We start from the raw sequence: 22,567 nt of genomic DNA on the forward strand, positions 1-22,567 counted from the left end.
AGCCCATGAATGCGAAAAGGGCCGGCCCCTGTTCGAGGCCGGCCCTTCGGACGGAGACCCGGTCGTCACCGATGCTTGGTGATGACCGGGCGTGGGTGACTGATGACGGCTCAGTACTTGCGCACGATGGGCTCCGGCATCGGCGCGGGCGCCTCGCCGAAGGTGTAGCGGATGCCGCCGTAGACCGAGAGCGGCTGAGCGAGCGTCGTCGTGCGCACGTCGTTGACGGGGTAGCGGTTGGCCACGAGGCCCGGCTCGAAGAAGGTGCCGAACGTCGTGTAGCGGTTGTTGGTCAGGTTGGTGACGTAGCCGAACAGCTCGAGGTTCCGGTTCACCCGGTAGCTCGTGTTGAGGTTGAGCACGTAGTACGCGGGCAGCTTGCGGTTCAGGTTCGACTCGTCGCCGCGATAGTAGGCGGACGAGAAGGCCTGCATGGCCATGCCGACGCGCCAGCGCGGCAGCACCTCGACGTCGAAGCCGACCTTGAACTGGTGGTCGGGGATCAGCGGGACCTTGTTGCCCGGGACCACATCGATCGCGCCGTCCACCGACAGGGGGTTGTTGGGCGAGGACAGCGTGCCGTTGAAGCGGAAGGTCGCGTCGATCAGGGCGTAGTTCGCGTAGACGGTGAGCCAGTCGGCGACGTATTCGAGGCCGACCTCGACGCCCTGGCGACGGGTCGCCGGCACGTTGACGAAGTAACCGCGTGCCGCGTTGCCCGGGGTGGCGAGCGACAGGATGTCGTTGGTCAGATCGGTGCGGAAGGCGCCGACCTTATAGTTGACCAGGCCGCCATCGTAGAAGTTCGGCAGCGCGCCGCGGAAGCCGACCTCGTAGGTCTGGCCCTCGACCTGCTTGAGCGGCGGATCGGCCACGAGGGAGTTCGGCAGCAGGCAGGGGCGGAGCGGGTTGGCGCAGGCGAGTTCGAGGGGCGTCGGCGCGCGGTTCGACTCGGAGTAGCCGCCGTAGAGGTTGAGGCCCGGGGCGAAGCGGTAGGTCAGACCCGCCACCGGGTTGATCTTGTTGAAATAGTGCGTGCCCGTCACGTCGGGGGAGAAGCCCGTCTGGTCCTGGCTCGAGATGCGGGCGAAGTTGAGCCGCGCGCCGGCCGTCAGCGACAGGGCGTCGGTGATGTCGATGGTGTCGGTGGCGTAGAGGCCCATGTAGAGGTTCGAGCCCGTCACCGAGCTCGGCGCGATGCCGAGTGCAGCCGACGTGCGCAGGAAGTCGGTGCCGAGGCCCGGCACGGTGCCGTAGGCGGGCGTCAGCGGGTTCGTCGTCACCGACAGGTCGGGGTTGATGACGCCCAGCGTGCTCGACGACTTGTAGCCGTAATCCGCGACGTCGATGGAGCCGCCGACCACGAAGCTGTTGTTGAAGCCGAACACCCGGTCGCGGTTGGCCGCCTGGAGCGTGCCGCCGTAGCCCGTGGCCTCGGTCTTGGTGACGTCGAGGGTGCCGTAGGGAACGCCCGCCGTGAACGGGATGCCGTTCGGGGCGCCCCGGCCCACCATCAGGAACTGGTTACGGAAAGCGAGCTGCGACTGGCCGGCCGAGGGGCTGAAGCCGTCATCCTCGTAGCAGAGCCGGCCGCGGAAGCTCGAGCGCGTGCTGCAATTCTCGAAATCGCTGTCGTTGCCGTCGATGTAGCGCTGGCTGAAGCGTCGGAAGTAGGCGGCACCGGAGATGTCCCAGGTCGGCGAGAGATCGACGCGGCCGGTGAGCTGGATGGTGCCGACTTCGGAGGTGGTGGTCTGCGGATAGGTGAAGATCGCCCGCGGCTCGATGTGGGTGAAGTCCGTGGGTGTCGCGGCGGCGGCGCCGAAATAGGTCCGCGCCATCTGGCCGATGAGGTGGAACTCCGAATCCAGCGTCCGGTAGCCGACGTCGCCGTAGACCCGGCCGATGGTGCTCGGGCTCTGGAAGCGCCAGCCGCGGTCGTTGAGGCCATCACCCGCGAAGTAGATGCTCCATGGGCCGATCATCTTGCCGTGCTGCAGGGAGCCGGCGATGCGCGCGTCCGAACCGCCGAGCGCGGTGATCTCGGTGCCCTGCCAGTTGAAGCCGTTCTTCATCTGGATGTTGATCGCGCCGCCCAGCGCGTTGAGGCCGAAGACCGGGTTGCCGGTGACGACGTCGATGCGGTTGATGGCGACCTGCGGGATGAGATCGAGGTTGACCGTATCGCCGAAGGCTTCGTTGATGCGCACGCCGTTCTGGTAGACGGCGAGGCCCTGCGGCACGCCCGTCACCGGCGAGGCCTGGAAGCCACGGTAGTTGATGTCGACGCGGTTGTTGTTGCCCTGGCTATCCGACAGGTTGAGACCGGGCACGCGGCGGGCCAGGGTCTCGACGGCGTTGAAGGTCGCGCGGTCGAAATTCAGATCAGCGGCCGTGACCGTCTCGACTGTGCTGGGAATCTTGTTGAGCGGCAGAGCACCGCCACGCAGACGCGTGGTATCCGGAACCTGGAGAGCCGTTCCGCCCGGGGCCTGCAGTACCGGAATACTGGGCGCACCATTTCCGGCGGCGACGCCGACCGGTGTGGTTGCAACAACGCTGATCTCGCTGAGCGAAACCGTGCTCTGTGCCTGAGCAACGCACGGCAGCAGCGCGACTGAAGCAAATAGGCTGTACCGCAGCGAGCGCATGATTCTTTCCCGACCCAGGATTGTATTGGTAACCGTCACCTTCTGGCGACGTGTTGTTCACTCATGGGCGAGGATGCGCGGACAGGGCAAGTCCATCCCGCATCATCATCGGGAATCCTGAGCTCCCTGGCAGCGGAATGGCGGACCAAGTGGTGTTCATGCCACATTTTTCCCTTATTCGACAGAGACTTAGAGGCAACAATGGCAATCTTGTTCGGGATCATTCGGCAATCGCGGCCGGCCTAGCCACCCGAAGGCAATCGTCGTTCCGATGGAGAACCATTCATCCAGGATCCCCTGTCCGGAGCGGTGGCGACCGCTCCGTCGAATCGAGGGCGATGGTGGACGAAACGGGCTCTGGACGTACGATCGTCCATTCGGCCGCTTCACCCGCGGCGTGCTATCCGTCCGTCGCCTCGGGTCACGAAACCGGAGGCATCGGATCAGCACTCGCGACGGTCTCCCATGACGCAAGACGCCGATGGACAACCGCTCAGCATCGCGCTCGGCATCGGCGGAACGATCCGCATCGGCGAGCAGCATCTCGGCGTCGCCGAAACCCTCGCCATCGTGGAGGCCATCGCGCGCACCGGCTCGGTCCAGGGCATCGCCACGGAACTCGGCTTGTCCTATCGCGCCGCCTGGGAGCGCCTGCGCACCCTCGAAAGCGCGCTCGGCCACCAGATCGTCCAGAAGACGCGCGGGCACGGCAGCACCCTGACGGAGACGGGGGTGGCGCTGCACGATGCCCTCGCGGAGGCCGCCGCGGCCCTGGCGGGGCCGTTGGCGCGCGAGGGCCGGTCGGTCCAGGCGCGCCTCGCCGGCCTCCTCGGCGACGCGGCCCCCACCCTCACCCTCGTCGCCAGCCACGACCTGCTGCTCATGACTGTGCTGGCCGATTGGCCGGGGATCGCCGTCGTCGTCGCGGGCAGCGCGGATGCCGTCGCCCGCCTCGCCGAGGGCCGCGCCGACGCTGCCGGATTCCATTGCGGTCCGGGCGGGCTCGCCCTCGCCGGCCCCGCCTTCGCCGACCTCGGCGACACGCCCGGGATCCGCGTCCGCCCCCTGTTCGAGCGGGAGCAGGGCGTGATGCTCGCCGCCGGCAATCCCCTCGGCATCCAGGGGTTCGCCGACCTCGCGCGCCTGCGGGCGCGGACCATCAACCGGCAGAGGGGGTCGGGGACGCGGGTGTGGTTCGATCGCCTCCTCGCCGAGCACGGGATCGAACCATCGGACATCCAGGGCTACGCCACGGAGGAGTTCACGCATCAGGCGGTGGCGGCGGTCATCGCCTCCGGGGCCGCCGATGCCGGCCTCGGGGCCCGAGCGGCGGCCGAGCGGTTCGGCCTCGCGTTCCTCTCCCTCGGCTGGGAATGCTACTACCTCGCCTGCAGCGCCTCGCTGCCCGACGCCCTCCTCGACCGGGTCGCCGAGGCCGTGGCGGAGGGTGCGGATCGGACGGTCGGCTACCGGCGTGCGAAGGGCGACTAAACCGATGAACGTTGTCAGACACTTGCGGACGCGGGTCCGTGTTCTCGCGGGTGCCCTCCTCATGGGCGGCCTCGCGGTTTTCCCCGCCTCGGCGCGCCCGTTCACCGACGCGGCGGGACGGGTCGTCGAGATTCCCGAACGGGTGGCCCGCATCCTCGCCGCCGGCCCGCCGGCCTCGGTGATGCTCTACAGCCTCGCGCCGAGCCGGATGGTCGGCTGGGTGCGCGCGCCGACCCCGGCGGAGCGTCCGTTCCTGGCACCCGAGACGCGGGATCTGCCCGCCACCGGGCGCCTCACCGGGCGCGGCGGCACCGCCAACGTCGAGGCCGTGCTGGCGTTGAAGCCCGATCTCATCGTCGATGTCGGCAGCACGGGGCCGACCTACGCTTCCCTCGCTGACCGTGTGCAGGCGCAGACCGGCATTCCCTACGTGATCCTCGACGGCACCTTCGCGAAGACCGCCGCGACCTATCGGCAACTCGGCGACCTCATCGGCGACCCGTCCGCGGCCGAAGGTCTGGCCGCCTCTGCCGACGCGACCCTGAAGGCGGTGGCCGACACGGTCGCCACGCTTCCCGAAGCCCGGCGCCCCCGCGTCTACTACGCGCGCGGTCCCAGGGGCCTCGAGACGGCGCCGGCCGGAGCCCTCAACGCCGAACTGCTCGACGTCGTCGGCGCCCGCAACGTCGCCGTGGCGACGGGACAGACCGGCCTCGCCACCGTCTCGCCGGAGCAGGTCCTGGCCTGGAACCCGGACGTGATCGTGACCCAGGACCCGGCCTTCCGAAAGGCCATCGCCACCGATCCGCTCTGGGCCGGGGTGAAGGCCGTGCGCGAGCGTCGCGTCCTTCAGGCGCCGACCCTGCCCTTCGGCTGGTTCGACGCGCCGCCCGGGGCCAATCGCCTCATCGGCGTGCGCTGGCTCGCGGGCGCGCTCTATCCCGACCTGTTCCCGAAGCCCCTGACCGAGGTCACGCGCGACTTCTATCGGCGGTTCTATCATGTCGACCTCACGCCCGCGCAGGTCGATGCCCTCCTCGACGGCGCCGCGGCGCCGTGACGGCGGAGGCCATGGCCCTGCGGGGGGCGCGACGACGGCGGGCCCTCGTCCTCGCCGGATGGGCACTGCCGGTCCTCGCCCTATCCGCCCTCGCCATCGTGGCGCTCGGGCTCGGCCGCTACGCCGTTCCGCCGGGCGACGTGTTCGCCGTGCTCGCCGCCAAGCTGTTCGGCTGGCCGTCCGGCGCCGACGCGACCATCGAGACGGTGGTGCTGCGGGTGCGCCTGCCGCGTGTCGCCGCCGCCCTGGTGGTCGGAGCGGCCCTCGCGGCGGCCGGGGCGACCTACCAGGGTCTGTTCCGCAATCCCCTGGTGTCGCCCGACATCCTCGGGGTCTCGGCCGGCGCCAGCCTCGGGGCGGTGCTCGGAATCTTCCTGTCGCTCCCCGTGGCGGCGATCCAGGGTCTCGCCTTCGCGGGCGGCCTCGGCGCCGTGGCCTGCGTCTATGCCGTCGGCGCCGCGGTGCGCCGGCACGATCCGGTGCTGACCCTGGTGCTCGCCGGCGTCGCTATCGGGGCGGTGCTGGGGGCGGCGATCTCCCTCATCAAGGTCCTGGCCGACCCCTACAACCAGCTGCCGGCCATCACCTACTGGCTGCTCGGCAGCCTCGCGTCGGTGACGCTCGGCGATGTCGGCGCCATCCTGCCGGCCATCGTCCTCGGCCTCGTGCCCCTGGTGCTCCTGCGCTGGCGCATGAACCTGATGAGTCTCGGCGAGGAGGAGGCCCGGGCGCTGGGCGTCGAGACCCGGGCCCTGCGCCCGCTCCTCATCATGGCCGCGACCCTGGTGACGGCGGCGGCGGTCTCGGTGACGGGGGTCATCGGCTGGATCGGGCTCCTCGTGCCCCACGTCGCCCGTCTCCTGGTGGGGCCGGATTTCCGGCGCCTGCTGCCGGCCTCCCTGATGCTCGGCGCCGGGTATCTGCTCGCCGTCGACATCGTCGCCCGCACCCTCGCCTCCGTGGAAGTGCCCCTCGGAATCCTCACGGCGCTCATCGGTGCGCCGTTCTTCCTCTGGCTCCTCGCCAGCGGCCGGCGGGGCTGGGCCTGACGATGTTCGGCGTCGAGAATCTCGCGTTCGGCTACGGAGCCCGGAGGATCGGGTCCGGCGTGACCTTCACCCTCGCGGCCGGCGAGGTGTTGTGCCTGCTCGGCCCCAACGGCGGCGGCAAGACCACCCTGTTCAAGACCCTCCTGGGGCTGCTGCCGAAGCAGGCCGGGCGAATCCTGCTCGACGGCGCCGACGTGGCGGGCTGGTCGCGGGCCCGGCTCGCCCGCAGCCTCGGCTACGTGCCCCAGGCGCACGGCGCGCTGTTCCCGTTCTCGGTCCGCGACGTCGTCCTCATGGGGCGCGCCAGCCGGCTCGGCCCCTTCGCCGGCCCGGGCCGGGTCGACCGCGAGCACGCCGAACGGGCGCTGGCGACGCTGGGCGTCACGCATCTTGCCGACCGCATCTACACGGAGATCAGCGGCGGCGAGCGCCAGATGGTACTCATCGCCCGGGCGCTCGCCGGGGAGCCCCGCCTCCTCGTCATGGACGAGCCCACCGCGAGCCTCGATTTCGGCAATCAGACCCGCGTCCTCGATCAGGTCCGGCGGCTCGCACGCGGCGGGATCTCCGTGATCCTGTCGACCCACGACCCCGACCACGCCTTCCTCTGCGCCGACCGCGTCGCGCTCCTGCACGAAGGGCGCCTCGCCGCCCTCGGGGGCCCGGCCGAGACGATCACGCCCGCGAGCCTGGAGCGCCTCTACGGCGTCGCCGTCGCGGTGGTGCCGCTGCCCGGATACGGCCGCTCCGTCTGCGCCCCGATCCTATCCTGATTGCGAGAGGCCTTGCCGATGGTGCGCCTGAACGAGATCCGCCCCAACGAAATCGCCGTGGCCCCGCCCGCCGCCACCGATGCGGGCCTCGTCTATGTCGGGCGGATCTCCACGCCCTGGACCGACCGCCTCGCCTGCCCGCGTCAGGGGCGGGCCGACGGCCCCCTGTGCCGGATCGAGGTGTTCGAGCCCTGGGTCGCCGCCCTCGACGGGCTGTCGGCCTACGCGCGGATCGAGGTGCTGTACTGGCTCGACGCGTCCCGGCGCGACCTCGTCCGCCAGTGCCCGGCGAGCGACGGGATCGCGCGCGGTACCTTCTCCCTGCGCTCGCCGGTGCGCCCCAACCCCATCGGGACGTCCATCGCGCGGCTCGTCTCCGTCGTGGGGCCGGTGCTGACCGTGCGCGGTCTCGACTGCCTCGATGGCACGCCGCTCCTCGACCTCAAGCCGGACCGCAGCCTGTTCACCCCCGTCGCCCCGCCGCAGCCGGGCGACTTCGAGTAGGGGCCGCGACCCGGACGCTCGCTCAGTCGACGGCGATCATCACGTCCGACGCCTTGACCACGGCGTAGGCCTGGCCTCCGACCACGAGGCCCAGGGAGTCCACGGCCTCGTTGGTGATCGAGGATGTGATCACGGTGCCGTCGGCGACCTCGATCTTAACGTGGGCGGTGGTGGCGCCCTTCTCGACGGAAACGACCTTGCCCTTGAGGGTGTTGCGCGCGCTGATCTTCATTGATGGTCTCATTGGCGGGGTGGAGGGGGGCCGAGGATCTGGAAGCCCTGGGCCTCGAAATAGGGCCGGGCCGCCGCACTTCGGAGGAAGGTGAGGAAGCGGGCCGCGCCGTCCCCCTTTGCCTCGGCGGTGACGGCGAACGGATACACGACCGGCGGGTGCGAGTCCGCCGGAAACACACCCACCACCTTCACGCCGGGATCGGACCTCGCATCGCTTTCGTAGACGACGCCCAACGGAGCCTCGCCGCGCGAGACGAGCAGGAGGGCGGCGCGCACGTTGTCGGCCTGGGCCAGACGCGGCTGCAGGGCGCTCCAGAGGCCGAGCGTCTCGAAGGCCGCCTTGGCGTACTTGCCGATGGGTACGGAGGTCACCTCGCCCGTGGCGAGCCGCCCGTCGGGGCCCAGCGCCGCGTCGAAGCCCGCCGGGGTGAACGGCACGTCGGTGATCGTCGCGTCCTTCGGCGCGATGACCACGATGCGGTTGCCGAGCAGATTCACCCGGGTTCCGGGGCGCACGAGCGACTTCTTCTCGAGGTAGTCCATCCATTCGAGGTCGGCCGAGGCGAAGAGGTCCGCGGGCGCACCCTGCTCGATCTGCCGGGCCAGGGCCGACGACGCGGCGTAGCTCGTCTTCAGGGCGACGCCGTTCTCCGCCGTGAACGCCTTGCCGGCCGCGTCGAGGGCGGTCTTCAGGCTCGCGGCCGCGAAGATTGTGGCGGTCTCGGCGGCCCGCGCGGCGGGGGCCGCCACGATCAGGCCGGCGAAGACGAGGGCACGGAGGGTGGCGCGCATGCGGGCTCGGTCCTCGGGAAGGCACAGACGTTCGGGCTACGGGCCACCCGGAATATCATGCGTGGCCACCCCCGATATATACAGACGGACATAACGAAGGCGAGGGGCTTTCTTCCGAAGGGCTTCGTGTCGGAGCCGATCGGACGACGATGCTCTTGGAAGACGACGCTCTTGGAAGACGACGCTTTTGGAAAAAGAAAGACCACGATGGCGCGCCTGAGCATCCGCATCGATCTCGGAGACGGTCACCGCATCGGGCCCGGCAAGGTCCGGCTCCTCGAGGCGATCGCGGAGCACGGGTCGATTTCGGCGGCGGGGGGGCGCTGGGCATGTCGTATCGACGGGCGTGGGTGTTGGTGGAGGCCATGAACCACGGCTTCGGGCGGCCCGTCGTCGCGACACAGGCGGGCGGCAGGGCGGGCGGCGGCGCGCATCTCTCCGACCTCGGGGCCCATGTGGTCGCGCGCTACCGGGCCGTCGAGGACGCGGCGGAGGCGGCAGCGCGGCCGTTCCTCGACGGCTTCGCGAGTCCGGAGGATGGCGCCTGACTCTCCGTCGCAGGAACCGACATTCGGAAGCGCCGATTGATCCCGCATCAGCGAAACACGGGATCATCATGAAGCTGCAAGGCAAGCGTGCCCTCATCACCGGGGCCGATTCGGGCATCGGCCAAGCGACGGCGGAGTTGTTCGCCCGCGAAGGCGCGGACGTCGCCATCACGTACAACACGGATGCGGAGGGCGCGCGGGAGACCGCCCGTTGCGTAGAGGCGCAGGGGCGGCGCTGCCTCGTCATTCAGGACGATGTCGGCAACGCGGCCTCCGTCGAGGCGACCTTCGCGCAGGTGGCACGCGAACTCGGTGTCCTCGACATCCTCGTCAACAATGCCGGTCAGGCCATGAGCGGCATGCCCGTGGCGGAGATGGAGGAAGCGAAGCTGGAGCAGATCCTGCGGGTCAACCTGATGGGGCCGGTCTTCTGCGCCAAGGCTTTTATCGCGGTGCGCCGCGCCCAGGGCGGACGGGGCAAGATCGTGACCGTCTCGTCCGTGGCCCAGCACCTGCCGACGCCGGGGAGCGCGCCCTACGGCATGTCGAAGGCCGGCATCGGCTCCTTCTGCCGCAGCCTGTCGCGGGAGCTCGCCGAGGACAAGATCAACGTCAACAACGTCGCGCCCGGCCTGATCGAGACCCCGATGACGAGCGACCGGTTCGAGGATCCGAAGAAGCTGGAGGCATCCCTGGAGCGGATTCCGTGGCACCGCGCCGGCCAACCCGACGAGATCGCAAAGGCTGTCCTCTATCTGGCGTCCCACGACTCCGACTACGTCACGGGTCACACCCTCGTGGTCGATGGCGGACTGACCATGCAGTGGGGCGGCGCCTGATCGCTCCATGACGGGAAGCCGGCCCGCCGGGACCGGCTTCCCCCGACACGGCGGTATGAAGGCCACCGTGTCGCGTGGGTCTACCGCGCGGCGAGCTGTCGGGCGACGTCCAGCAGCGTCTCGCCGGTCACGTCCGGTGCCTGCAGCACCGGCGAGAACGGACGCCCACGCGCGACGTATCCGCCGACGAGCCCGACGGCCTTCGCACCGTGGATGTCCCAGGGATGGGTCGCCACCAGGGCCATCTCACCCGGGGCGACACCGGCCTCCCGGACGGCATAGCGGTATACTTCCGGGCGGGGCTTCGCGAGACCGACCGCCTCGACGGACAGGACCCGTTCGACGAGCCCGGCCAGGCCCGCCGCATCGAGGAGCCCCTGGGTGGTCTCGGCGGCCCCGTTGCTGAGGGCGACGATACGCAGGCCGGCCCCGGCGAGCACTTCGAACGCCGCCCGTGCGTCGTCGTGCGGCGGCAGGGTCTTCATCAGGCCGAGCACCGCCTTCTTCTGCTCCGCCGACGCCGTCACGCCCTGCATGGCGAGCAGTTCGTCGAGGCAGCCGGCCATGACGGACCGGAAGGGTGCGAAGGCCCCCGTCACACCCAAGGCGAACGTATCCCGCAAGGCGGCGGTGTAGAGGAAGTCGGGGGCGAGGGCGGGAAGCCCGAGTCCCGTCAGCGCGGTCCGCATCGGCGCCATGCTGAACACCGTGCCGATGATGTCGAACGCGACGACCTTTACGCGGGGCGGCAAGCCGGCTCCGGCTGGCTGAGCGTCGGCCATGGGTCAGACCACCCCGTCCCGGACTTGTCCGATCGGCCCTTGTCCGGTCGGTTCGTGGATGGGGCATCCGTTGAAACGCTGGCGGAAATCGGCCGAGTGCCGGTAGGGCGCGTTGCGCGCGCGGTTGATGTTGCCCAGCGGCCGATGCGCGGCGAGTCCGGTCCAGACGCCGAAGCGCATGCCTTCGTCGACCGCCGCGACACGGCCCGCGTCCCAGCTGTCCTGCGGGCGGACCGTGATGGTTGCGACGGTGTGGAACGGCGCCTCTTCCTCGTTCCAAACCACGGTCGGGTCCTCGACGGGCTGGCGTTCCAAGTCGCGGCAGAGCTGAACGCGGAACGCCCACACGGCCTCGATATCCCGCATCTCGGATTGGACGGTCTCGCGGATCGCGTCGGGGCGGCCGGAGGCATCGATCTCCCGGCCGGTCAGGGCCCGGAGCGCCGGGGCTACGGGGGCCAGGGAGAACTTGGCGATGTGGTCGCCGTACCGGAACGGCGTGACGCTGTAATAGGTCTCGCCCAGGGGATCGACGTTCGGCGCACCGCCCAGCGACCCGAGGGTCGTGCTCTCCACGCCCACCGCCTGCAGCGCCTTGTTGACGCCGCGCAGCACCGTCGAGGCCGCGACTTTCAGGGATTCCGCCCGGTCCGTCGTCTTGGCAAGCAGCTTGAGGCTGCCATGGAACGCCTCGGCGGTCTTGGCCTGGAAGCTCGGGGCGTTGACCATGATGAAGTCCTGGCTCGTCCCCTCGGCCCCCTCCAGACGCGCGCCGGGGGCATCCAGCACCTTGAGGGCGAGGCCGCGCGGCAGCGATACGGCGTCGGGCAGGAGATCGCCGGCATTCGTGGACAGGCGCAGGTAGACCCGGTGCTCGCCCGGCACCGCGAACAGGCCCTGCGCCAGTTCCGGGGGCAACCCGGCCGCGATGGTCATCGTCCCCTCGAGGATGCCGTGCGCCTTGGCGTGCACGGACCGCACGGCGTGCCCGTAATCCTCGGCGGTCCGCTCCAGAATCGTATCGAAGGTCCGGCACAGCCCCTCGATCGTCTGCCCCTCATCGGGTTTCACGTCCTCGACATCGGCGCTGTAACGGACGGGGCTGTCGGGCATGCGAAGGTCTCCGGATGGTCTCTGCGCACAACCGGCTCAGTCGAGACCCGTTCCAGACTGGGTGGGAGGCGCGCGTTCACGATGGTGCCAGATGGAATCCCGCGCGATTTCTGAGACCGGACCGTGATCTTTCCCGTGAAAGTCCAAGTATTCGGAGCGCCTTCAGTATCTCTCACAAAACGCCCGTTGCGCCGTCGTGCTCGGAGTGCGAACCGACGATGAACGCGAGTTCTGTGAGGCACTCCAAGCCGGCGGCGCGCGGCGAGGGATGCCGGATCGCCGCCGCGATCAGGCGATTTCGGGGGCGGACAGGGCAGTGGCTGGCGGCTCCGATGCGTCCGGTCGCCCGGACCGGCCGTCGCCCCTGAGGGTCGTGCGCCGCACCGTCGAGCGGGCGGCGTCGATGGCGATGGCGGCGGCGCTCATGGTGCGGGCCTCCGACGGGCGCTCGAGGGCGTGCCGGGCGATTTCCCCGGCGAGATCGTCGATCTCGGCCGCGAGGGCATCGAGGCCGGCGCGGTCGGTGGTCTCCCGCGCTTCGGCCCGAATGGCGAGGAGCCGGTCGGTGGCCTCCTCGACGCGCTCGCGGCGCACCCGCGACAGGCGCTGGCGGATCCAGGCCAGGGCCGAGCCGAAGCCGCCGCCCAGGAAGGCGACGAGGTAGATCCAGGTCTCGTAGCGCTCGATGAAGCCCTGCTGCTCGCGCTCGAAGAAATCGATGGCGCCGGGATGGATCGGCAGGCGGGCGCTGGTGGCGGCGGCCGTGGTCTCGTAGCTCGGCGCCAGCATGTAATCGGCCGCCGCCGTGGCGTTGGACAGGCCGCTGCGCAACTCGAACAGGTGCTGGGTCACGTCCGCCGCCACAGTGCGCGACAGGCCGGCCCGGGCCATGAGCCGGTAGGACGCCCCGATGGTGCGGACATCGTCGGCGGGCACCTTCGGGGCGCCGCCGAACAGCCCCGCCGGGATCGTCACCGCCTGGAGCCGGGGCATGCGCTCGATGATGGCGGTGCCGTCGGCGACATCGACGAAGGCGACCTTGCGGGTGCGGCTCGCGGCCTGGACGATTCCGACGATGCGCAAGGCCGTCGGTGCCGCCGGGGCGATGACGGAGACGACGGCGTCGATCCGTTTCTTCGCGAAGGCCTGGGCCAGGTCCGCCTCGTCGAGCTGCACCAGGGCGACGTGGCGGGCGGGCACCGGGCCGTCGGGGGCGCCGTCGAGGAGGGTGAGGCCGTAATGCTCCACCAGGGCCTTGATCAGGGTGTGGTCGGCGTCGCGGTGGGCCAGGATGGCGAGGCGCTTGCGGTCGAGGTCGTCGAAGGCCGTGATGCCGGAGGGCTCGGGCGAGGCGATGATCATCGCCTGATCGCGCAGGATCGCCAGGGTGAGGCCGTTCTCCGGCAAGGCGACGTCGGGGCGCACCACGGCCAGATCCGCCTTCCCCGTCTGCAGGGCGGCGGCGGAGTCGCGCACGTCGTCGAAGGGGACGACCTTCAGGCGGATCTCCTTGCGGCTCACCTTCAGGGCGTCCGCATAGGCCCGGATCAGCGCGGGTTCGGTGCCGTCGCTCGGCGCCACGGCCACCGTCAGCGTGGTGGCGCGCGACAGGTAGAAGGCGCCCGCCGCCGCGAGCACGAGGAGCACCGTGAGGGCGAGGAAGACCAGCTCGCGCCGGATGGGCATCGCTGGCAGGTGCATCCTCGGGTCCGGCTCCCATGAAGCTTCGCGGCTCGGGTATCGCAGCACCGCAACGTATCACGCGGCGTGACGGTTGCGAGGCCGGGGCTTCCCTTGTCAAGGATCGGTCGGATCGGCGATATCGAGCCCATGCGAATCCCCGCGCGACTCGTCCTCGGTCTGGCCCTCGGCCCGCCCCTCGTCCTGCCCCTCGGCACGGTTCTGGCCGCGCCCGACGTGGCGGCCCTGGAGCGGGCATGGACGACCTGCGTGCGCGACTCCTTCGCCGAGCAGCCTGCGCTCCAGGGCAAGGCCGGCGCACAGCGCAACGCCCTCGATGCCTGCAAGGAGCGGGAGGACGCCTACGTCGCCGCCCTCATGGCCGAGCGCGCGGGCGGGGACGGCAATCGGACCATCGTGGCACGGGCACGGGAATGGGCGTCCTCCATGGCCGCCTATGTGGTCGATCCGGTTTCCTCCTGGATCGCCATGTTGCGGCGCTGAGCGCCTCTGTTCGGGCGAGGGCCGCCGCGCGGGTTCAATCGAAGCCCGGCCCGCGATAGGGTCCGCTCCCGCCGCCCCGCCTCCGGGGGGCTCGACCGGAGACCCGAATGCCCGGCATCGCCGCCCGTCGCACCCAGCGCCTCGTCCTCGCTGCCGCCCTCCTCGCCGCACCGGCGGCCTTCGGCCAGGGCGCCGACAATCCCGATTCCGTAAAGCCCCAGGTGAGCGTCGCCGCCGGCAAGCCGGTGCAGATCGCGGTGCTCAATCCGTTGAAGCGCGATTGCAGCCTGGGCGCCGCGCCGACCCTGCGGGTGCCGGGCCTGCCCAAGCACGGCCGGGTCATCGCCACCACGGCCAGCATCGCCACGGGCAAGAAAAACCGCTGCCCGGACCAGAAGGTGTCCGGGCAGGTCGTGGTCTACCAGGCCAACGCCCAGTTCACCGGGTTCGACGAGGTCCAGATCGAAGTCGAGACCGCGGAGGGGGAAGTCCGCCGGGCGACGATCCGCATCGAAGTTACGCAGGCGGGCCTGCCCGCGGGTCAACAGCGGCTGTGAGGGAGCCCGGGGGCTCGCCGCCGAGTCGCGCGCGTCAGGCCTCCGACTCGATCCGGTCGACGTTCTGCTCCGCTTCGTCGGCGGTATAGCCTTCGAGCCAGTCGGCGCTGTTCTGCGAACCGGCCGGGTACGGGTTGGCGTCGTCCGACAGGCCGGCACGCTTGGCGGCCAATCCCTCTTCCATCACCGTCTGCGATACGAATGCCATGAGGGTCCCTCGCTCGATGCTTGTTCGAGGGGTGAACACCGCTCAGGGCGTTTGGGTCCGTCCGACCCCCACGCCCGTCGAACCGAAGCCGCCCGCGCCGCGCCCGGACCCGGTCTCGACCGGGCCGGACACGAGGGTGAAGGCCGGGCGGACGATGCGGGTGAAGACGAGTTGGGCGATGCGGTCGCCGGGAGCGATGGTCAGGGCCGGGCCCGGTGCCGGGTTGCGGTTCCAGGCCGAGATCATCAGCGGGCCTGTGTAATCGGCGTCGATCACCCCGACGCCGTTGCCGAGCACGAGCCCGTCGCGGTGGCCGAGACCGGAGCGCGGATAGATCAGCGCGCACCAGGACGGGTCGCGGATCGCCACGGCGAACCCCGCCGGGATCAGCACGGCCGGCCCCTGCGGCGCCAGGGTCAAGGGCGCGTCGAGGCAGGCATGCAGGTCGAGGCCGGCGGCCCAGGCCGATCCCCAATGGGGAAACCCCCAGCCGGTCAGGCGCGGGTCGAGCAGACGCAGATCGACGGCGAGTTCGGGCGCGGGAATCACGCCGCCCGCGCCGCGATGGCCTCCGCCATGGCGACGACCCGCGCCGCCTCGACGGCGTGCAGGCGCTCGATCATCCGCCCCTCGAACGCCACCACGCCGCGCCGGGCATTCGCCGGATCGGCGAAGACCGCCATGATGGCGCGGGCCTCGGTCACGGCCGCATCCGTCGGCCCGAACACCGCGTTGGCGGGCGCGATCTGGTCGGGATGGATCAGCATCTTGCCGTCGAAGCCGCAATCGCGGCCCTGCTCGCACTCGGCCAGAAAGCCGTCGGCGTCGCGGAACGCGTTGTAGATCCCGTCGATGACGTCGATCTCGTAGGCGCGGGCGGCGGCGATCACGGTCATCAGCCACGGCAGCAGGGCCGGACGCCCCGGCACGCCGAGGCGGACACGGCTCGCCTTGGCGAGGTCGTTGGGGCCGACGATGAGGCAGGCGAGCCGGGTGTCGACGTCGCGGGCGGAACTGGCGATCTCGCCGATGTGCAGGAGTGCCATGGGGCTCTCGATCATCGCCCACACGCGGGTACGCTCGGGCGCCCCGAGGCGGCGCAGGCGGGAGCCGACGGCCACGAGGGCATCGGAGTGGGTGACCTTCGGCACCAGGATCGCGTCGGGGCCGGCGGGCGCGATGGCGGCGAGATCCGCCTCGCCCCAGGGGGTGTCGAGGGGATTGATCCGGACCACCACTTCGCGCCGGCCGAAACGCCCCGACCCGACCGCCTCGGCGACGGCCTGACGGGACGCCTCCTTCGCCTCGGGCGCCACCGCGTCCTCGAGGTCGATCATCACCACGTCCGTGGGAAGCCGGGCCGCCTTCTCGAGGGCTCGCGCATTCGAACCCGGCATGGACAGGACGCTGCGGCGGGGGCGAATCTCGGTCATGGCGGTCAACCCTGTCGCTCGAATCCGTGCATCGGCCGGGAGCGGTACCGCCCCCGGCGCCGTGATTCAAGGCGAGCGCTCACGTACCCAGCGCGCGTGTCAGCCGCGCGGGCGCGTCGCCATGCGGGCGTCGCGGGCGACCTGCCGTTCGAACCGGCGCGGCGCGAGGTTGTCGCGGGACATGCGCCTGATTCCCAGCACGGTCAGGACGACGGTGGCGAGGGCGAAGGGCCCCCCGACGACGAGGGCCCCGGCGACCTCCGAGCCGAGCAGGGCGCCGGCCGCCTTCACCAGGAAGACGACGAAGAGCATCAGGGCGGCGAGCACGAGCAGCGAGGCCGTGCCGAACGTGGCGATGAGGCCCAGGATCGCCCGGATGTTGCCGTCGGTCTCCCGGCGCAGGAGCTCGAACTCGCCGCCGACGAGGTCGGCCGCATGGCGCACACTGTCGCTCAACAGGGCGCCGACACCTTTCGCCGACGGATCTCGCATGGTGTTCCTCGCTGAGACTCCCCGGGGAGCCGAACGGTGCAACCGTGGCGGGGCCATGCGTGTTCCGCGAAATCGCCGACCCCGGGCAATCAGGCGCCGGCTCCGTCGAGGCGCCGCGTATCGACGAAGGTGCGCCCATCGGCGAAGCGGTAGCTCACGCTCTCGGACAGGCGGCCGTTGGTGCGAATGAGAATCGCGGCGGGGCGGGTGAGGTCGTCGGCCCGGTCGAGGGCTTCGGAGACGCTCATGGGGACATCGCGGCCGCCGCCGAACTGGCGCCACCACTGCACCGCCTTCTCGCGGGGATAGCCGGTCTGTTCGAGGCCGATCCGGACCCGGTGGGTCAGCCCGTCCTCCGTGCGGAACACCACGTCGAGGCTGCCCGACGCGATGTGGCGGGCAAGCTGCCAGCCCCGGATGCCGCGCCACACCGGCACGGCCCGCGATAGGATCGGGTGCTCGTCCTCGGCCGCCGCCTCGTGGCTCGGCCCGTCGTCGGCCTCGTCCTCCGGCTCGACCCAGCAGCCCTCGCAGGTGCTGGCGTTGAGGGGGATCAGCGCGCCGCAGCCCGGGCAGGCTTTCGCCCGCACCTCCCCTTCGCGGCCCTTGATCAGCGCGGCGCTGCGGGCGGTGACGATGTCGACGGGGCCGTGCATCCGCACCAGCCCGGCATAGTCGAGGATCAAGGCATCGGTCTTGCCCGGCGCGGTGCGCAGCGCCCGGCCGACCTGCTGGACGTAGAGCCCGGTGCTCTGGGTCGGGCGCAGGAGGGCGATGAGGTCGACGCGCGGCACGTTGAACCCCGTCGCGAGCACGCCGACGGAGGTCAGGCAGCGCACGCGGCCCGCGCGGAAGTCGCGCACGATCCGGTCGCGCTCGCGCTTGGCCGTCTCGCCCGTCACCATCTCGCAGGAGACCCCTTGCCCCCGCACGGCGTCGCGCACGGCCTCGGCATGGGCCACACCGGCGCAGAAGGCGAGCCAGGCCCGCCGGTCGCGGCCGTAGCCGGCCATCTCCTCCACGGCCGCGCGGGTGATCCAGTCCTGGTTCACCGCCGCCTCCAGGGCGCTCGGGATGTAGTCGCCGCCACGCTTGCCCACGCCGGAGACATCGAGCGCTGTGGCGGTGGCCTTGCAGATCAGGGGCGACAGGTAACCCTGGTGGATGAGGTCGCCGACATTGGCCTCGTAGACGATGCGCTCGAACAAGCGGCCCGCGCCCTCGTCGAGGCGGCCGCTGTCGAGGCGGTAGGGCGTGGCGGTGAGGCCGACGACGCGCAGATCGGGCCGGGCGGCCCGCAGGGCGGCGAGGAAGCGGCCGTAGCGGGTCTCGGCGGCGCGCGGAATCAGGTGGGCCTCGTCCACCACCACGAGGTCGAAGGCGCCGATGGAATCGGTCTGGTTCCAGACCGATTGGATGCCGCAGAACAGGATCTGCGTCGCCGTCTCGCGCCGGCCGAGCCCCGCTGAGTAGATCCCGGCCGGGGCCTCGGGCCAGTACGCGAGGAGTTCGCGGTGGTTCTGAGCGATGAGCTCGCGGGTGTGAGTGACGACGGCGATCCGCGCGCCGGCCTCGCGGGCAATCGTTTCCCGCACCAGGGCCGCGATAACGAAGGCCTTGCCGGCGCCCGTGGGCAGGACGATCAGGCCGTCGCCGGTCTCGGTGCGCCAGGACGCGTAGAGGGCGTCGAGGCTGGCGCGCTGGTAGGGTCTGAGCTCCATCGCCGGGTCTCTACGGCGGTTCGCACGGATGCGGAACACCGGGCGGGCGCGAGGGCCGGCTAATCGGTGCCGCGCACCACCCGGGTGATGCGCTCGACCATGCCCTGCGACAGGCGCACGAACTGCCCGGTGCCGTGGCCGCGCCCGTCCAGCAGCTCGGCGAAGACGGGTTTGGCCGGCTCGCAGGTGAGCGCTTCCACCGGCCGGGTGTTGCGGCGCTTGGCCCGCAGGCGCTCGGCCAGCGCGTCGGGAACGAAGGGATCGCGCAAGCGGGCATCTCCTGTCAGGGCCGTCCTGGGGGGGTCGACGCGGGCCTAAGCGGCCCGGGTTGCGGAGGCCTTAAGGCGGCGAAACGGAACTCCCCCTCGCGCCGCCGTGTTTGGCTCAAACCCAAGCGGAGATGGAGATTTCATGTCGGACAGCGTGCTCGCCTCGGTTGCCTTTCCTTCCCTGAACCAGGCTCGTTCGGCGCGCGACCGTCTCGCGCGGGCAGGGTTCGCCCGCAACAGCATCGACATCATCCGCCACGACGACGACTTCTCCGTCGCCATCAACACGCGGCCCGAGAACAAGGCTCGGGCGGAGCGCATCCTCACGGGTTCGCCGCTCGCCGACGACCTGCGCCGCGCCGGCGATTCCGTGGCGACGGCGGTCAACGGCAACCGGGGTCTCGCCCTCGGCCTCGCGGCGCTCGCGGGGTTCGCGTTGTTCGGATTGACGCGACGGCGTTGAAGACCCGTCAGGCCGCCAGCCGCGTCGCGAGTTCGCCGACGCGGCGCAGATCCTGGACGAAGGCCGCATAGGCCTCGTCCTTCGCCCCGTCAGGCAGGCGCAGCAGGTAGGACGGGTGGACGGTGATGAACCCGGCGTAGCCCTTGCCGAACTCCGCCGGGCCCCGCGCCCGGGTGACGGGGATCGCCCGACCGGCGAGCGCCAGGACGGCGGTGGCGCCGAGGGCGACGACGAGGCGGGGCGCGACGAAGTCGAGTTCGCGTTCCAGCCACCAGCGGTAGTGGCTGACCTCGCCGGCGGTGGGGTTCTGGTGGATGCGCCGCTTTCCACGCTCCTCGAACTTGAAGTGCTTGACCGCATTGGTGAGGTAGGCGTCCCCACGCACGAGGCCGGCTTCCGCCATGGCCTTCGACAGGAGCTGGCCCGCGGGTCCCACGAAGGGGCGCCCCTGTCGGTCCTCGTGATCGCCGGGCTGCTCGCCCACGAAGGCGATGGCCGCGCCCACCCGTCCTTCGCCCAGAACCGCTTGGGTCGCCCCCGGCACCAGGGGCTCGGAGCGCCGGATGATGGCGTTCAGGGCGTCGAGGGATTCCGGAGCCTGATCCGCCATGGCGGCCACCGCCCGGACGGGATCGCGCTTGATCGCCTTCTGGGGCGCGCGCTCGATCATCGAATCCGTGCGCGACGCCGCCGCTCGGACGAGGCCCGGAATCGCGGCGGTCTCCGGCATGTTGCGCCAGTACTTCTTCGGCATCTCCGCCCGCATGGCGGCGAGGTTGGTGCGGGCGGGATTGAAGGTGCTCTCATAGTAATCGCGCCAGCCCGCTTCGAACCCGTCGCTTGTCGGCGCGTCTTCCCGCCGTCCCGGTGGGCCGAAGGTGAGCGCGGCGGTGTCCCACAGGGCAGACCCCTCGGGGGTGAGAATCGTCCAGTGCAGACTGCGGAAGCGGCCGACGAAGAACGGGGCTGCGGCCTGCAGGATATGGTGATCGGGCTCGAACCAGGCGACGAAGCGCTCCGGCCCCTCACCCTCCACAAGGCGGAAGCGCAGGAAGGCGTGCATCTTGTGCAGGTCGCGGGCGATGGCTTTGGCCATGCGCTCCAGGCGATGAACCAGGGGGTCGCTCGACACTTCGAGCAGGCGGCGCTCGCCGTGGAGGACACGCCAGACGAGGGTGTAGAGCAGGGCGTACCGCTCGGGGTCGCGATGCGGCACCACCCGGGTCACGAGGTCGGCGACCCCGCGCGGCAGGGCCAGCGGCGGCGTCTCGCCCGATTCGTCCGTTGCCCCGAACAGGCCGGGCGCCTCCCCGACGGACCAGACCACGCGTTCGGGTGGGACATCGCCGGCGACGAGGCGCCGGACGGCATTGCGGAATCCCGTGACATCCGCGCCGGCCGCGAGGGACACCGCCCGTGGGCCGGCCCCGAACAGGTCGCCCGGATCCATCGTCAGAACAGGCTCAACTGCTTCGGCGGGTCCGCGAGCCGCGCGCGCAGGTCGAGGCGATCGGTGAGCCCACCGCTTGGGCGATAATCCTCCGTGATGAGGAACGGCCGGGCGCGCTTGAGGCCGGAGGTGAGGCGGGCGACGTCCTCCAGGCGCAGGCGCGTGTGGCGCCGCGCCCGAATGATCTTGTCCACGGCGCGCGCCCCGAGACCCGGCACCCGCAAGAGCCATTCCCGATCGGCCCGGTTCACGTCGAGGGGGAAGTGCGCGCGGTGCTTGAGGGCCCAGGCGAGTTTCGGGTCGACGTCGAGGGCGAACATGCCGTCCTCGGTGGCATCGGCGACGTCGTCGGGGGTGAAGCCGTAATACCGCAGCAGCCAATCGCCCTGGTAGAGCCTGTGCTCGCGCTGGAGCGGGGGCGACTTCAACGGCAGGATGGTCGAGCCATCCGGAATCGGGCTGAAGGCCGAGTAATAGACCCGCTTCAGGTTGAACGACCCGTACAGATGCGCGCTCTTGCGCATCAGCGCCTCGTCGGTGGTGGCGTCGGCGCCGACGATGACCTGTGTCGATTGTCCGGCCGGCGAGAACCGGCGCTTTTCGGCCTTCGCCTCGACGATCCGCTCGCCGATCTGCTGGATGGCGTTTTGGATGACCAGACCGTTCTTCTCCGGCGCCAGCCGCTCCAGGCTCACCTCGGTCGGGAGTTCGACGTTGATGGAAAGCCGGTCGGCGTAGAGGCCCGCTTCCTCGATCAGCCAGGGACTCGCTTCCGGGATCGATTTCAGATGGATGTAGCCGCGAAAGCCGTGGTCGCGCCGGAGCGACTTCGCCACCCTGGTCAGCAATTCCATGGTGTGGTCGGGCGACTTGATGATGCCGGACGAGAGGAACAGGCCCTCGATGTAGTTGCGCTTGTAGAACTCCACCGTGAGGGTCACGACCTCCTCGACGGTGAATTTCGCCCGGGCGACGTTGGACGAGCGCCGGTTGACGCAATAGGCGCAGTCGAACAGGCAGTAGTTCGTCAGCAGGATTTTCAGGAGCGAGATGCAGCGCCCGTCCGGCGTGTAGGCGTGGCAGATGCCCGCCCCCGTGGTCGAACCGAGCTCACCCTTGCCGGCCGTGCGCTTAGGCGCCCCGGAAGAGGAGCACGAGGCGTCGTACTTGGCGGCATCGGCGAGGATGCGCAGCTTCTTCGCGAGGGCTTCGTCCATGGAAGAGAGATGCGCTCCGTTCGCGGTTCGTTCAATTTTTTCTTCGACGAAACACGATCGTGTGCGCTGCCGGATCGTCGCAGCCTCAGGAATCCGCGTCCGGCTCCAGCTCCGCCTCGACGATGCGGCGAGCGAGTCCGTAGGGGAAGCCCGCCCGGGCCATGGCGGCGAGATCGCGGTCGCGGTGGGCCTCGCGGGTGCCGGGCCGGCGCCAGGGTCCGAGCCGCCGGCGCTTGGCATAGGCGTTGGCGGCGGCCTCCTCGGTGTCGGTCCCCTCGGCTTCGGCCTCGTCGCGCTCCGCCGCCATGGCCTCGTCGACGAGGCCGCGCGGCACCCCCTTGGCGGCGAGCTTGGCCGAGAGGGCTCGGGCCGAAGTGCCGCGTCGGCGCAGGGCCGCCATCCGGCCGGCGGTGAAGCGAGCATCGTCGACGAGGCCGGCGCTGACGGCCCGGGCGACCACGGCGTCGATGGTCTCGGCGTGGACGGAGGGGTCCTCGTCGCGCAGACGGCAGCGCTTGTCCACCCGCCGCTGGAGGGTCCGCCGCAGCATCGCCACCGAGGCGCTGTAGCGCTCGAGGTAATGTAGGGCGGCCCGTTCCAGATAGGCCGCGCTCACGGGCCGGGTCGGCTTGACGACCGCCGGCGTGTCCCGGCTCGACCTGTCGAAAGGCGACGTTCCTTTCATGGAAGGCTTGTCATGGAAGGCCTGCTCTCAAAAAGGGCCTGCTCTCAAAAAA

At 70.6% G+C, this 22,567-nt stretch carries 24 protein-coding genes and 1 pseudogene; 10 read left to right on the plus strand and 15 right to left on the minus strand.

The features are described 5' to 3' along the window. Positions 1–110 precede the first annotated feature (110 nt). Positions 111–2,651: a TonB-dependent receptor gene (locus ASG60_RS02885; protein WP_056357585.1), complete on the minus strand. Its 2,541-nt coding sequence runs from the start codon at positions 2,649–2,651 to the stop codon at positions 111–113. 465 nt (positions 2,652–3,116) lie between these two features. Here ASG60_RS02885 and ASG60_RS02890 point away from each other — a divergent pair, with 465 nt between their 5' ends. The 5 genes from ASG60_RS02890 to ASG60_RS02910 all read left to right on the plus strand — a co-directional run bounded on the left by ASG60_RS02890 (position 3,117) and on the right by ASG60_RS02910 (position 7,528). Beyond that, positions 3,117–4,142, plus strand: coding sequence for a helix-turn-helix transcriptional regulator (locus ASG60_RS02890; protein ID WP_056166034.1), 1,026 nt, complete (start codon positions 3,117–3,119; stop codon positions 4,140–4,142). A 61-nt stretch (positions 4,143–4,203) separates the two neighbouring features. Further along, a complete protein-coding gene (locus tag ASG60_RS02895; protein WP_156398777.1) occupies positions 4,204–5,202 on the plus strand; it encodes an iron ABC transporter substrate-binding protein in 999 nt (332 codons plus the stop codon). Positions 5,203–5,213: 11 nt separating this feature from the next. Next, a complete protein-coding gene (locus ASG60_RS02900) occupies positions 5,214–6,251 on the plus strand; it encodes an iron ABC transporter permease (protein WP_082531599.1) in 1,038 nt (345 codons plus the stop codon). Positions 6,252–6,253: 2 nt separating this feature from the next. Next, positions 6,254–7,024 (plus strand): ABC transporter ATP-binding protein, encoded by a 771-nt coding sequence (locus ASG60_RS02905; protein ID WP_056384185.1) that lies wholly within the window; start codon positions 6,254–6,256, stop codon positions 7,022–7,024. Positions 7,025–7,042: 18 nt separating this feature from the next. Beyond that, positions 7,043–7,528: an SAM-dependent methyltransferase gene (locus ASG60_RS02910; protein ID WP_056384186.1), complete on the plus strand. Its 486-nt coding sequence runs from the start codon at positions 7,043–7,045 to the stop codon at positions 7,526–7,528. Positions 7,529–7,550: 22 nt separating this feature from the next. On the opposite strand, the gene ASG60_RS02915 is transcribed toward ASG60_RS02910, so the two are convergent. Together ASG60_RS02915 and modA are read right to left on the minus strand one after the other, a co-directional pair. Beyond that, on the minus strand, positions 7,551–7,760 hold the full coding sequence (locus ASG60_RS02915) for a molybdopterin-binding protein (protein WP_056265055.1): 210 nt from the start codon (positions 7,758–7,760) through the stop codon (positions 7,551–7,553). Positions 7,761–7,768: 8 nt separating this feature from the next. Then, on the minus strand, positions 7,769–8,554 hold the full coding sequence (gene modA, locus ASG60_RS02920) for a molybdate ABC transporter substrate-binding protein (protein WP_056384187.1): 786 nt from the start codon (positions 8,552–8,554) through the stop codon (positions 7,769–7,771). Between the two features lie 207 nt (positions 8,555–8,761). Here modA and ASG60_RS02925 point away from each other — a divergent pair. Further along, a pseudogene (locus ASG60_RS02925) lies at positions 8,762–9,102 on the plus strand (LysR family transcriptional regulator). Positions 9,103–9,170: 68 nt separating this feature from the next. Further along, positions 9,171–9,941 carry a glucose 1-dehydrogenase gene (locus tag ASG60_RS02930; protein ID WP_056166014.1) on the plus strand — a complete coding sequence of 257 codons (771 nt, stop codon included), beginning with the start codon at positions 9,171–9,173 and terminating at the stop codon, positions 9,939–9,941. Positions 9,942–10,021: 80 nt separating this feature from the next. Here the strand turns inward: ASG60_RS02930 and ASG60_RS02935 are convergent, their stop codons facing one another. The 3 genes from ASG60_RS02935 to ASG60_RS02945 form a co-directional block, all read right to left on the minus strand. Further along, a complete protein-coding gene (locus ASG60_RS02935) occupies positions 10,022–10,693 on the minus strand; it encodes a haloacid dehalogenase type II (protein ID WP_056384294.1) in 672 nt (223 codons plus the stop codon). Positions 10,694–10,726: 33 nt separating this feature from the next. Beyond that, positions 10,727–11,836 carry a catalase family protein gene (locus ASG60_RS02940; protein WP_056384188.1) on the minus strand — a complete coding sequence of 370 codons (1,110 nt, stop codon included), beginning with the start codon at positions 11,834–11,836 and terminating at the stop codon, positions 10,727–10,729. Positions 11,837–12,124: 288 nt separating this feature from the next. Beyond that, the gene (locus ASG60_RS02945) at positions 12,125–13,522 is read right to left on the minus strand and encodes a TAXI family TRAP transporter solute-binding subunit (RefSeq protein ID WP_156398768.1); all 1,398 of its coding nucleotides are present in this window, start codon (positions 13,520–13,522) and stop codon (positions 12,125–12,127) included. Between the two features lie 144 nt (positions 13,523–13,666). On the opposite strand from ASG60_RS02945, the gene ASG60_RS02950 reads away from it, so the two are divergent. Both ASG60_RS02950 and ASG60_RS02955 read left to right on the plus strand, forming a co-directional pair. Further along, positions 13,667–14,020: a hypothetical protein gene (locus ASG60_RS02950; RefSeq protein ID WP_056166004.1), complete on the plus strand. Its 354-nt coding sequence runs from the start codon at positions 13,667–13,669 to the stop codon at positions 14,018–14,020. A 107-nt stretch (positions 14,021–14,127) separates the two neighbouring features. Further along, complete coding sequence (locus ASG60_RS02955; RefSeq protein ID WP_056265041.1) at positions 14,128–14,577, plus strand: hypothetical protein; 450 nt, start codon at positions 14,128–14,130, stop codon at positions 14,575–14,577. A 34-nt stretch (positions 14,578–14,611) separates the two neighbouring features. On the opposite strand, the gene ASG60_RS23100 is transcribed toward ASG60_RS02955, so the two are convergent. The 6 genes from ASG60_RS23100 to ASG60_RS02980 form a co-directional block, all read right to left on the minus strand. Continuing rightward, positions 14,612–14,785, minus strand: a complete 174-nt coding sequence (locus ASG60_RS23100) for a hypothetical protein (RefSeq protein ID WP_200918676.1) — start codon at positions 14,783–14,785, stop codon at positions 14,612–14,614. A 42-nt stretch (positions 14,786–14,827) separates the two neighbouring features. Then, on the minus strand, positions 14,828–15,334 hold the full coding sequence (dut, locus tag ASG60_RS02960; RefSeq protein WP_156369071.1) for a dUTP diphosphatase: 507 nt from the start codon (positions 15,332–15,334) through the stop codon (positions 14,828–14,830). Continuing rightward, on the minus strand, positions 15,331–16,218 hold the full coding sequence (locus tag ASG60_RS02965; protein WP_056165995.1) for a CoA ester lyase: 888 nt from the start codon (positions 16,216–16,218) through the stop codon (positions 15,331–15,333). The genes dut and ASG60_RS02965 overlap by 4 nt, the downstream gene beginning before the upstream one ends. A 99-nt stretch (positions 16,219–16,317) precedes the next feature. Continuing rightward, positions 16,318–16,710: a phage holin family protein gene (locus ASG60_RS02970; RefSeq protein ID WP_056265033.1), complete on the minus strand. Its 393-nt coding sequence runs from the start codon at positions 16,708–16,710 to the stop codon at positions 16,318–16,320. An 89-nt stretch (positions 16,711–16,799) separates the two neighbouring features. Continuing rightward, positions 16,800–18,431 carry a DEAD/DEAH box helicase gene (locus ASG60_RS02975; RefSeq protein WP_056384190.1) on the minus strand — a complete coding sequence of 544 codons (1,632 nt, stop codon included), beginning with the start codon at positions 18,429–18,431 and terminating at the stop codon, positions 16,800–16,802. A gap of 59 nt (positions 18,432–18,490) precedes the next feature. Continuing rightward, entirely contained in the window at positions 18,491–18,700 is a 210-nt protein-coding gene (locus tag ASG60_RS02980) for a hypothetical protein (RefSeq protein ID WP_056165982.1), read from the minus strand. A gap of 142 nt (positions 18,701–18,842) precedes the next feature. On the opposite strand from ASG60_RS02980, the gene ASG60_RS02985 reads away from it, so the two are divergent. Further along, a complete protein-coding gene (locus ASG60_RS02985; RefSeq protein WP_056165979.1) occupies positions 18,843–19,163 on the plus strand; it encodes a hypothetical protein in 321 nt (106 codons plus the stop codon). A gap of 7 nt (positions 19,164–19,170) precedes the next feature. Here the strand turns inward: ASG60_RS02985 and ASG60_RS02990 are convergent, their stop codons facing one another. The 3 genes from ASG60_RS02990 to ASG60_RS03000 all read right to left on the minus strand — a co-directional run bounded on the left by ASG60_RS02990 (position 19,171) and on the right by ASG60_RS03000 (position 22,515). After that, positions 19,171–20,613 (minus strand): UdgX family uracil-DNA binding protein, encoded by a 1,443-nt coding sequence (locus tag ASG60_RS02990; RefSeq protein ID WP_056384191.1) that lies wholly within the window; start codon positions 20,611–20,613, stop codon positions 19,171–19,173. A 2-nt stretch (positions 20,614–20,615) separates the two neighbouring features. Continuing rightward, entirely contained in the window at positions 20,616–21,830 is a 1,215-nt protein-coding gene (locus tag ASG60_RS02995) for a putative DNA modification/repair radical SAM protein (RefSeq protein ID WP_056265020.1), read from the minus strand. Positions 21,831–21,915: 85 nt separating this feature from the next. Next, positions 21,916–22,515 carry a RecX family transcriptional regulator gene (locus ASG60_RS03000; RefSeq protein ID WP_082478764.1) on the minus strand — a complete coding sequence of 200 codons (600 nt, stop codon included), beginning with the start codon at positions 22,513–22,515 and terminating at the stop codon, positions 21,916–21,918. Between the last annotated feature and the right edge of the window lie 52 nt (positions 22,516–22,567).

The sequence above is a fragment of the Methylobacterium sp. Leaf469 genome (genome assembly GCF_001424745.1).
Taxonomy (GTDB): domain Bacteria; phylum Pseudomonadota; class Alphaproteobacteria; order Rhizobiales; family Beijerinckiaceae; genus Methylobacterium.

Bases quoted from the DNA above. Each gene is read 5' to 3' on its own strand.
- ASG60_RS02995 (WP_056265020.1), bottom strand. From the start codon at position 21,830: ATGGACGAAGCCCTCGCGAAGAAGCTGCGCATCCTCGCCGATGCCGCC.
- ASG60_RS02970 (WP_056265033.1), bottom strand. From the start codon at position 16,710: ATGCGAGATCCGTCGGCGAAAGGTGTCGGCGCCCTGTTGAGCGACAGT.
- ASG60_RS02910 (WP_056384186.1), top strand. From the start codon at position 7,043: ATGGTGCGCCTGAACGAGATCCGCCCCAACGAAATCGCCGTGGCCCCG.
- ASG60_RS02895 (WP_156398777.1), top strand. From the start codon at position 4,204: ATGGGCGGCCTCGCGGTTTTCCCCGCCTCGGCGCGCCCGTTCACCGAC.
- ASG60_RS03000 (WP_082478764.1), bottom strand. From the start codon at position 22,515: ATGAAAGGAACGTCGCCTTTCGACAGGTCGAGCCGGGACACGCCGGCG.
- ASG60_RS02955 (WP_056265041.1), top strand. From the start codon at position 14,128: ATGCCCGGCATCGCCGCCCGTCGCACCCAGCGCCTCGTCCTCGCTGCC.
- ASG60_RS02900 (WP_082531599.1), top strand. From the start codon at position 5,214: ATGGCCCTGCGGGGGGCGCGACGACGGCGGGCCCTCGTCCTCGCCGGA.
- ASG60_RS02885 (WP_056357585.1), bottom strand. From the start codon at position 2,651: ATGCGCTCGCTGCGGTACAGCCTATTTGCTTCAGTCGCGCTGCTGCCG.
- modA (WP_056384187.1), bottom strand. From the start codon at position 8,554: ATGCGCGCCACCCTCCGTGCCCTCGTCTTCGCCGGCCTGATCGTGGCG.
- ASG60_RS23100 (WP_200918676.1), bottom strand. From the start codon at position 14,785: ATGGCATTCGTATCGCAGACGGTGATGGAAGAGGGATTGGCCGCCAAG.
- ASG60_RS02915 (WP_056265055.1), bottom strand. From the start codon at position 7,760: ATGAAGATCAGCGCGCGCAACACCCTCAAGGGCAAGGTCGTTTCCGTC.
- ASG60_RS02950 (WP_056166004.1), top strand. From the start codon at position 13,667: ATGCGAATCCCCGCGCGACTCGTCCTCGGTCTGGCCCTCGGCCCGCCC.
- ASG60_RS02905 (WP_056384185.1), top strand. From the start codon at position 6,254: ATGTTCGGCGTCGAGAATCTCGCGTTCGGCTACGGAGCCCGGAGGATC.
- ASG60_RS02890 (WP_056166034.1), top strand. From the start codon at position 3,117: ATGACGCAAGACGCCGATGGACAACCGCTCAGCATCGCGCTCGGCATC.
- ASG60_RS02985 (WP_056165979.1), top strand. From the start codon at position 18,843: ATGTCGGACAGCGTGCTCGCCTCGGTTGCCTTTCCTTCCCTGAACCAG.
- ASG60_RS02975 (WP_056384190.1), bottom strand. From the start codon at position 18,431: ATGGAGCTCAGACCCTACCAGCGCGCCAGCCTCGACGCCCTCTACGCG.
- ASG60_RS02940 (WP_056384188.1), bottom strand. From the start codon at position 11,836: ATGCCCGACAGCCCCGTCCGTTACAGCGCCGATGTCGAGGACGTGAAA.
- ASG60_RS02945 (WP_156398768.1), bottom strand. From the start codon at position 13,522: ATGCCCATCCGGCGCGAGCTGGTCTTCCTCGCCCTCACGGTGCTCCTC.
- ASG60_RS02930 (WP_056166014.1), top strand. From the start codon at position 9,171: ATGAAGCTGCAAGGCAAGCGTGCCCTCATCACCGGGGCCGATTCGGGC.
- ASG60_RS02990 (WP_056384191.1), bottom strand. From the start codon at position 20,613: ATGGATCCGGGCGACCTGTTCGGGGCCGGCCCACGGGCGGTGTCCCTC.
- ASG60_RS02965 (WP_056165995.1), bottom strand. From the start codon at position 16,218: ATGACCGAGATTCGCCCCCGCCGCAGCGTCCTGTCCATGCCGGGTTCG.